The organism is Sulfurovum sp. (assembly GCF_049668085.1).
GTDB lineage: Bacteria > Campylobacterota > Campylobacteria > Campylobacterales > Sulfurovaceae > Sulfurovum.
On record NZ_JBATIY010000114.1, the window covers coordinates 1 to 8348 of the forward strand.

11 protein-coding genes are annotated in these 8348 nt (G+C 36.9%); 5 read left to right on the top strand and 6 right to left on the bottom strand.

Features of this window, described 5'->3' with window-relative positions; all coding sequences use genetic code 11:
- Both WBM70_RS07310 and WBM70_RS07315 read left to right on the top strand, forming a co-directional pair.
- Positions 1 to 996 (top strand): leucyl aminopeptidase (locus tag WBM70_RS07310; protein ID WP_424557843.1); only part of this gene is annotated, 996 nt, incomplete at its 5' end.
- A gap of 88 nt (positions 997 to 1084) precedes the next feature.
- Positions 1085 to 1789 carry a DUF445 domain-containing protein gene (locus WBM70_RS07315; RefSeq protein WP_424557844.1) on the top strand — a complete coding sequence of 235 codons (705 nt, stop codon included), beginning with the start codon at positions 1085 to 1087 and terminating at the stop codon, positions 1787 to 1789.
- A 97-nt stretch (positions 1790 to 1886) separates the two neighbouring features.
- Here the strand turns inward: WBM70_RS07315 and WBM70_RS07320 are convergent, their stop codons facing one another.
- Positions 1887 to 2453, bottom strand: a complete 567-nt coding sequence (locus WBM70_RS07320) for a class I SAM-dependent methyltransferase (protein ID WP_424557845.1) — start codon at positions 2451 to 2453, stop codon at positions 1887 to 1889.
- 76 nt (positions 2454 to 2529) lie between these two features.
- Here WBM70_RS07320 and WBM70_RS07325 point away from each other — a divergent pair, with 76 nt between their 5' ends.
- Entirely contained in the window at positions 2530 to 3309 is a 780-nt protein-coding gene (locus WBM70_RS07325; protein WP_424557846.1) for an exodeoxyribonuclease III, read from the top strand.
- On the opposite strand, the gene WBM70_RS07330 is transcribed toward WBM70_RS07325, so the two are convergent.
- The 5 genes from WBM70_RS07330 to ychF all read right to left on the bottom strand — a co-directional run bounded on the left by WBM70_RS07330 (position 3306) and on the right by ychF (position 6218).
- Complete coding sequence (locus tag WBM70_RS07330) at positions 3306 to 3686, bottom strand: PaaI family thioesterase (RefSeq protein WP_424557847.1); 381 nt, start codon at positions 3684 to 3686, stop codon at positions 3306 to 3308. The genes WBM70_RS07325 and WBM70_RS07330 overlap by 4 nt on opposite strands.
- An 83-nt stretch (positions 3687 to 3769) precedes the next feature.
- The gene (locus WBM70_RS07335) at positions 3770 to 4141 is read right to left on the bottom strand and encodes a hypothetical protein (protein WP_424557848.1); all 372 of its coding nucleotides are present in this window, start codon (positions 4139 to 4141) and stop codon (positions 3770 to 3772) included.
- Positions 4142 to 4159: 18 nt separating this feature from the next.
- Complete coding sequence (locus tag WBM70_RS07340) at positions 4160 to 4639, bottom strand: DUF1456 family protein (protein WP_424557849.1); 480 nt, start codon at positions 4637 to 4639, stop codon at positions 4160 to 4162.
- A gap of 1 nt (position 4640) precedes the next feature.
- Positions 4641 to 5102 (bottom strand): DUF302 domain-containing protein, encoded by a 462-nt coding sequence (locus WBM70_RS07345; protein WP_424557850.1) that lies wholly within the window; start codon positions 5100 to 5102, stop codon positions 4641 to 4643.
- Between the two features lie 12 nt (positions 5103 to 5114).
- Positions 5115 to 6218, bottom strand: coding sequence for a redox-regulated ATPase YchF (ychF, locus tag WBM70_RS07350; RefSeq protein WP_424557851.1), 1104 nt, complete (start codon positions 6216 to 6218; stop codon positions 5115 to 5117).
- Positions 6219 to 6416: 198 nt separating this feature from the next.
- Between ychF and WBM70_RS07355 the strand changes: the two genes are divergently transcribed.
- Positions 6417 to 8045 carry a cation:proton antiporter gene (locus tag WBM70_RS07355; protein ID WP_424557852.1) on the top strand — a complete coding sequence of 543 codons (1629 nt, stop codon included), beginning with the start codon at positions 6417 to 6419 and terminating at the stop codon, positions 8043 to 8045.
- Positions 8046 to 8163: 118 nt separating this feature from the next.
- On the top strand, positions 8164 to 8348 hold a 185-nt coding region (locus WBM70_RS07360), incomplete at its 3' end, for a hypothetical protein (RefSeq protein ID WP_424557853.1).

Here is an 8348-nt window from a genome sequence, read left to right on the forward strand (position 1 = left end):
GCACAGATTACTGCTGATGCAACAAACTTTACACGTAATATCGTCAATACGACTCCTGATGACTGTTATCCTGATGTCATGGCTGATATCGCTGAGTCAATGGCAAAGGAAACGGGCCTAAAATGTAAAGTACTTAAACCAAAAGAGCTTCAAAAAGAGAAAATGGAAACATTACTTGCCGTCGCACGTGCAAGCCGCCATAAACCAAGAGTTATACACCTTGCACATAAACCAAAAGACGCAAAATGCGTGGTTACTCTTGTAGGTAAGGGCCTTACATACGACAGTGGTGGACTTAGCCTCAAACCGGCAGACTTCATGGTAACAATGAAGTCAGATAAAAGTGGTGGTTCTGCAGTGATAGGTATCATGAAGGCCGTTGCAGAGATGAACTTACCTATAGAGGTACATGGTTTTGTAGGTGCAGTAGAAAACATGATCGGTGGAGATGCATATAAACCGGATGATGTACTCGTCGCTAAAAATGGTAAAACGATCGAAATCCGTAATACAGATGCAGAAGGTAGATTGGTCCTCGCAGATACTCTTTGTTACGCACAGCAGGAAGTAAAAGCTGACTACCTCTTCGACTTTGCAACACTTACTGGTGCATGTGTTGTGGGTGTAGGACATTATACTTCAGGTGTCATGGGTAACTCTGATGAGATAAAGTCACTTGTAGTAGATGCTGCAAAACGTTCGGGTGAATTGGCAACTGCTTTAGATTTCAATCCTTATCTTAAGAAGACTATCAAATCTGATATCGCTGATGTATGTAACATATCAAATACACGTTATGGTGGAGCGATCACGGCAGGTCAATTCCTCTCTGAATTTATAGATAAAGACCATACAGATAAATGGGCACACATAGACATTGCGGGTCCTGCATTTGTAGAACATGCATGGGGTGAAAATCCTTTTGGTGCTTCTGGTGCAGGGGTTAGACTTATGGTGAAACTTATAGAAAATCTTGCAGAAAGTCAAGAGAATTGATACTCCACTCCATAAATGAGGTGGAGTATCAAACCGTAATATAACCCATATTTTGCTATATTACAGCAAAATTTTAATAGGATATTTTATGTCTAAATCTCTGATAACCGATCTTTTTTCTTTATTACTGATTGGTGTATCATTTTTTATACCATCTCCTTATCATGATGCTATGTTGTTTACAGGTCTTTTTGCACTCTCTGGTGCCATAACCAACCAACTGGCTATTCATATGTTATTTGAAAAAGTACCTTTTCTTTACGGTTCCGGGGTTATAGAAAAAAATTTTACTGTGTTTAAAGAGTCTATCCGTGAGATGATCATGAAACAATTCTTTAGTAAAGAACAGTTAGGGGAGTTTTTCTCAAAAGAAGAGGAGAAGATCGATCTTAGACCTCTAGTTGAAGGTGCGGACTTTTCTCCTGCTTTTGATGCGCTTTCAAAAACGGTGATGGAGTCGAAGTTTGGAGGAGCTATAGCTATGTTCGGAGGAGAAGAAGCATTAGAAGGATTACGTGATCCTTTTTCACGTAAACTTAAAAGTGCTGTAAGTTCTATAGTTGATTCCTCTGTATTTAAAGCACAACTTGACCATCATATTCAAAGTTCAGCACTTAGTGATGATATGATCGACTCAGTTGAAGCGCTCATTACAAGACGACTGGAAGAACTTACTCCCAAGATGGTCAAAGAATTAGTACAAGAACTGATCAAAGAGCATTTAGGCTGGTTAGTTGTGTGGGGTGGTGTCTTTGGTGGACTTATAGGTCTTATCTCATCATTTTTAATTTAAGTCACTCTTTCAAAAATCCACGTAAGGGTACACCAGTGAGTACCGTAATTAACTCCTAGGGGTTAGTTTGGAAGCCACGCCAAAAAGTTATTAACTGTCATGACACACTCTTCTTGCGTGCAACCATAGATGTTTTCATTGTTTTGTATCCTTGGTAGTCTTCATCCCAAAACTTAGGTATATGTAACAGTTCACATCTTTCTTCAAAAGTTGCTTCAAGTTCACCATCATTAAGAAGAAAAGCAGGATTAGAAGATGGACGTTCATTATCTGGATGGTGTAAAAATGTTTCCATAAGTATAATTCCATTTGGTTTAAGGGCATCAATCATCTGGGGAAAAAGTGTACGTTCTAAATAGTACGTACAGACTATAAGATCATACTTTTCTTTTTCAAGGGTATAGGTATCAAAATCCACTTCTTTAGCATGAACCTGAGGAATATCTTTTAGTTGTACCAGGGCAACAGTTGAGATGTCCAATGCATCCACTTCAAAGCCAAGTGAAGCTAAGTATTTACTGTGTCGTCCCATACCGCATGCAATGTCCAGAGCTTGTTTACCTGTAGCAAGTTTAGCATAGTCAGTGACAAGTTTTATGGGCTCATCTGGGATTTTATTGTTCTGATATTTTTCATCCCAGCGTTCTTTGTCTTCTCGTGCCATAAATTACCTTTTGTTTGAAGTCTCTTTTGGTATTATTCTATCTAAATAAATTGAACTCAGAGCAGGGAGAGACTAAATGTCAAGTCGTAGTACACTTACCTTTATATCATGGAATGTTAACGGTATCAGAGCAGTAGAAAAGAAAGAAGCCCTAAAGTGGATAGATGAAGAAAAAGTGGACTTTCTAGGACTACAGGAGATCAAAGCAGAAGCAGATCAAATACCTGACAGTATATTTGACAGAGAATATAAGTTCCAAAGTATCAACTCGTCATCTAAAAAAGGTCAGTCAGGTGTAGCACTCTACACAGATATCAAGGGTGAGGCATCATGTTGTTCTCATGTAGATATTTTGGATGAGGGACGTATCAATGAATATCATTTCGGAGATATCGCATACTTCAATGTGTACTTTCCCAATGGACAGCGTGATGATGAACGTTTAGTCTATAAAATGGAATTTTATGATCGTTTCTTAAGTCATATTAATACATTAAGAGATGAAGGAAAATCAATTGTCGTATGTGGTGATGTAAACACAGCACACAAAGAGTTTGATCTTGCACGTCCCAAAGCCAATGAAAAAACGTCGGGCTTCTTGCCAATGGAACGTGAATGGATGGATAAACTCATAGACCATGGATATATAGATACTTTTAGACATGTTAAAGGTGATGAATTAGATCGTTATAGTTGGTGGAGTTACAGAGCAGGAGCAAGAGGTAAAAATGTAGGCTGGAGAATTGATTACTTCTTCGTCTCAGATGATCTCAAAGAGAAGATCGTCGATGCCGATATATTAGATCATGTTATGGGCAGTGACCATTGCCCTGTGAAGTTGGTCTTGGAAGTTTAATCTTCTGAGATTATGGCATAGGTACCTGTAGCATATGCTACAAGTTTATCTTCATCATGAAGTTCAATGGTCACAAATGATGTGGTACGACCTTGTCGTTTTATGGAAGCAGAAGCCAAAAGATATTTCCCCAATGCAGGTTTCAGATAGTTGATCTTGATCTCCATCGTTACGGCAGAAAAACCTTCTTCAAGATTTGAGACTGCAGCGTACCATCCAGTATTATCCATCAAAGTAGATATCACCCCGCCATGTATGAAACCTTTATGCTGCAGATGATAAGGCTGAACATGCAACTCGACTTGTGCTTCACCTTTTGAAAAGCTTTTTAATGCTGCACCTGTATGTTCCAAAAAAGGAAAAACAATATCTCTCATGTTGCAACTCCTTAGTGGTAAATTTCACTATTATAACAGCTAAACATTCGATTTCATTTTTAAATTCGTTTAAGTGTGTCGGATCACCCTTTTGTCAAATGCCATCCGTAACCAAATGGACATGGATACACTCTGAGTTTTAACATCTGATGAGTCATTAATTGATCGGCTTTCTCTTGAGCTATTTCTTGTGTATCATAGAGCTCTTTGCACTCTCCTTTACTATCTTTACAAGAACAGAGTGTAGCGCGATCAATTTCATATTCAGTAGAAGTTTTGATAGAATCTTGAATATGTTCTTTTAGCTCTTCTATTGTGGTGACGTTAAAGTATGACAGTACTTGTTTCTCTGATAAATTGACTAAATGAGGATAGAGGTGTTGTATGGTTTTGAGTGTTGTTTCTTTGTGCGCTAGATCGGTTTTTAGTGCTTGAAGTGATTTTTTGATGTTCACAATGTTGAAAAGAGAGACTTAGTCTAACTCTCCTACATAGTAAAACTCATCTAAACCGTCTAAAAATGCCATAAGTAATTCATCTGAACACTCTTTAAAGTTTTTATGACCTTCTTTACGGAAGAGAGAGGCTAGTTGTTGTTTACTGAGTTCTACATCGGCTAGACCAAAGATGATCTCCGTCTCTGCCTCTTTGAGTTCAAGAGCAATACGTAGCTTTTTCAGTATGAGGTTATTTGTAAGTTCAACAGCTTCATCATCATTGGGTTTTCTAGGGGATGGACCTCTTTTAAGGGTTACAAGTCCGTCTAAGAATACACCTAACTCTTCATAGGTTGCTGTTATAAATCCATCATCCAGACGACGTTTAAGTAGAGTCTCTAAATGTGAAGTCTCCATTGGATAGTCTTCAAGACTATATGTTTTTAACATTTCTTCCATAGTGAGGTTTAATGCCTTTTTAATACGAAAGAGTATTTCATTTGTACTTATGAGCATATTATTTTTTACCAGCTTCTTGAGCAAGACCACCTAATGCCATTTTTGCTTTATTTAGTATGCTTAAACAATTTTTGTCTTTAATATTATGTTTTAAAGACCAGTATTCAGGATTCGTATAAGTGATCGTTGTTTTACCTTCATAGTCTGTTGTAAAAAGCATACGAAGCGGTAGGTCCAGTCCCATAGAAGGATTACAGTTCATTAGTACAGTTCCCATCTTAGGGTTACCAAAAACGACAACAGTTTCAGGTTTCAGGTTCATATCGACTTTGTTTGCATTTGCTTTATGATCTATGGTGTTAAAGTGTGTTAAACCTTGTGCTTTGATGAGTTTTTCTAGCTTAGCCACGGCAGTAGGAAGATCATTTTCACTCTCCACAGTTTCAAGAAATGTACCTTTTTTACTATCACAACCAAGTAAAACAAAACCAACTAATCCAATTAAAAGTAATTTTCTCATCATTGTCCTTTTTTAAACGTTAAATCTAAAGTGCATTACATCGCCATCTTGAACAATGTACTCTTTACCTTCTAATCTGTTTTTACCCGCGTCTTTTGCACCAGATTCACCACCGAACTCTATAAAGTCTTCATAACTTATGACTTCTGCACGGATGAAACCTTTTTCAAAGTCATTATGTATGACTGCAGCTGCTTTTGGTGCTGTCGTATCTTTGCGTATCGTCCATGCGCGTACTTCTTTGACACCGGCAGTAAAGTAACTTTGCAGACCTAGTTTATCAAAACCTTTGTGGATGATCTGGTCAAGACCACTCTCTTCCACCCCAAGATCATTGAGCATTTCTTCCTTTTCTTCTTCATCAAAGTCTACCATGTCTTCTTCGACTTTAGCACAAAGTTTGATCACTTCACTGTTGCGATCAGTAGCGTATGCTTTGAGTACTTGGACATATTCGTTATCTTCTGCAAGTCCGTCTTCATCAACATTTGCACCATACATGATCTCTTTTGATGTAAGTAGACGCAGATCTTTATTCATAGCCAAAAAACCATCACTTTCGATGTCTGAAAAAGTAGATACAGGATGACCTTCTTCTATATGAGACAAGAGTGCTTCTGCAACCTCAAGTTGCTCTTTTGCATCTTTGTCATTACCTCTGGCTTTCTTTTTAAGCATTTCTATACGTTTTACAACAGCATCCAAATCAGCAAAGAGAAGTTCCTGTTCGATGATCTCGACATCTCTGATCGGGTCTATAGAACCTTCAACGTGAACCACATTTTCATCTTCGAAACATCTTACAATGTGTAGGATCACTTCTGTTTCACGAATGTTGGAAAGAAATTTGTTTCCAAGACCTTCACCTTTACTTGCACCTTTAACAAGTCCTGCGATGTCTACAAAATCCAGTGTAGAGTACTGAACCTTTTCAGGTTTAACTATTTTCGCAAGGTTGTCTATTCTTTCATCTGGTACAGGTACCACAGCTTTGTTTGGTTCAATGGTACAAAAAGGGTAGTTCGCACTTTCTGCATTTTGTGCCTTTGTGAGTGCGTTAAAAGTTGTTGATTTTCCTACATTTGGTAGTCCGACTAGTCCTATGCTGAGTCCCATGGTATTCCTTAAGTATTATAATATTATTAACGCGATTTTAGCGAAATATTGGTGAAGAGGGGGTTAGTTGATCAAGATGTAATTTGTATTGCCTACAATTAAATATAAATTATAGAAAATATTACCTATTTTACATACAGTTTAGCTATGATTACAGTATAAAAATTATATATAATAAAAGAAAAATGGAATAGAAAAATGGAAAATGCATTACTGATTTTAATTATTACGATTAGTATATCAACAGTGCTCAATGTCTTTTTAAAAAAGTTTGATATGCCTACAGTGATCGGGTATGTTCTCGCTGGTTTTGCTATTTCTTCCATTTTTCATTTTGCTGAAGATTCAAAAGATTTCTTATCGCATTTGGCTGAGTTTGGGATCGTATTTTTAATGTTTACGATTGGATTGGAATTTTCAGTCAATCATCTTAAGAGAATGAAAAAAGAAGTTTTTGTTTATGGAACACTTCAAGTAGTTCTATCCGCTTCACTTTTTACCGTTATGGGTTTATTTATTTTTGACTTGGAGACAAAAAGTGCAATTGTTGTGGGTGCTGCCTTAGCACTCTCCTCAACAGCTATTGTTCTCAAAATTCTCAATGAAAATAATGAGATACACTCTGGATATGGCCGTGTAACCTTGGGCATATTGCTTTTTCAGGATCTTGCCGTCATACCTATCCTTTTAATGGTCTCTTTTTTTACTTCTGAGTCAGAGTCAATCTCTGTGCTTTTATTGGAAACAGTAGCAAGTGCCATTGTCGTTTTTTTGATACTGTTTGTTATTGGTAAATTTTTTCTTGAAAAATTCTTTGGCTGGGTGATGTCTACAGGCTCAGAAGAGATCTTTTTGGTTGCTGTACTTCTCATTGTGATGGGTGCTTCATATTTAGCGTATGCATTTGGTTTTACTTACTCGTTAGGAGCTTTTATAGGTGGGATGATGATCGCAGAAACAAAATATCGTTACCGTATAGAAACAGATCTTATTCCATTTCGAGATATTCTTTTAGGGGTATTTTTTGTAACGATAGGAATGCTGATCGATTGGCATTCTCTTATAGATTATGGGTATGTTATCTTGGGGTTACTTCTAGGTATCATGCTTCTTAAAGGGTTTATTATCTTGGGTATTTTGCAGTTTTTTGTACAAAAAAGAACAGCATTTAAAACATCATTGGCACTTTTTCAGGTAGGAGAATTTTCGTTAGCCATTTTTGCAATTGCAAGTGCTAATGACTTAATATCTCCAGAATTAAATCAGATCATGATCATTACGATAGTTCTTTCAATGATGATCACTCCTTTTGTGTTGAAAAACATTAAAAAACTTGCAGACATGTTTCATAAAGAACCGGAAACATTACGCGATAGAGCCCTTATCGGTGACACTTATCATGATCATATTATTGTTTGTGGATATGGACCTATTGGACAAAAGTTGGTCAAAATATTTAAAGAGAGAAATCTACTCTATATTATTCTTGAACATGATGTTAAGGTAGTAGATAAAGTCATTGCACAGGGTGAAGAGGCGATTTATTTTGCGAATGCCGCTCAACGAATGGTATTGTCCCATTTCAATGTGAATGACTGTACTGCTATCATTGTTACCATTGAAAATGAGATGCAGAGACAATTGATCTGTGAAAATATTGCTTCCTTTGATCCATCGATCAACAGTATTGTAAAAGTAAATAATAGTGAGGAGGAGGAGATGATATCGTCATTGGGTATCAAACATACCATCAATAGCAGAGATACCATCGCTGATATGTTGGCAGAAGAGTCATTGGCTTGCCATCTCCAACTACAAGAGTCATAAAAAATGTCTGCTCTCTTTTATGAGGCGGTTTTACGCTAGGATTTTGATAAACTAACTACCTAAAGATTTAAAAGAAGGTATAATTTCTTTTGATCATTATTTTCATATAAAGCTTCACATGTCTAAAACTATAAACAAAAATATCCAGATCTCTCTACTGCTCATAGCAACTATGGGAGTGATGTCTGGGATCACAGTTGTTTCTTCTCTTCCTCTCATCAGTCAAACATTCAGTCACATCCCTGATATCGAATTTCTTTCCAAATTTATGATAACTATTCCATCCATCATCATCGCACTTTT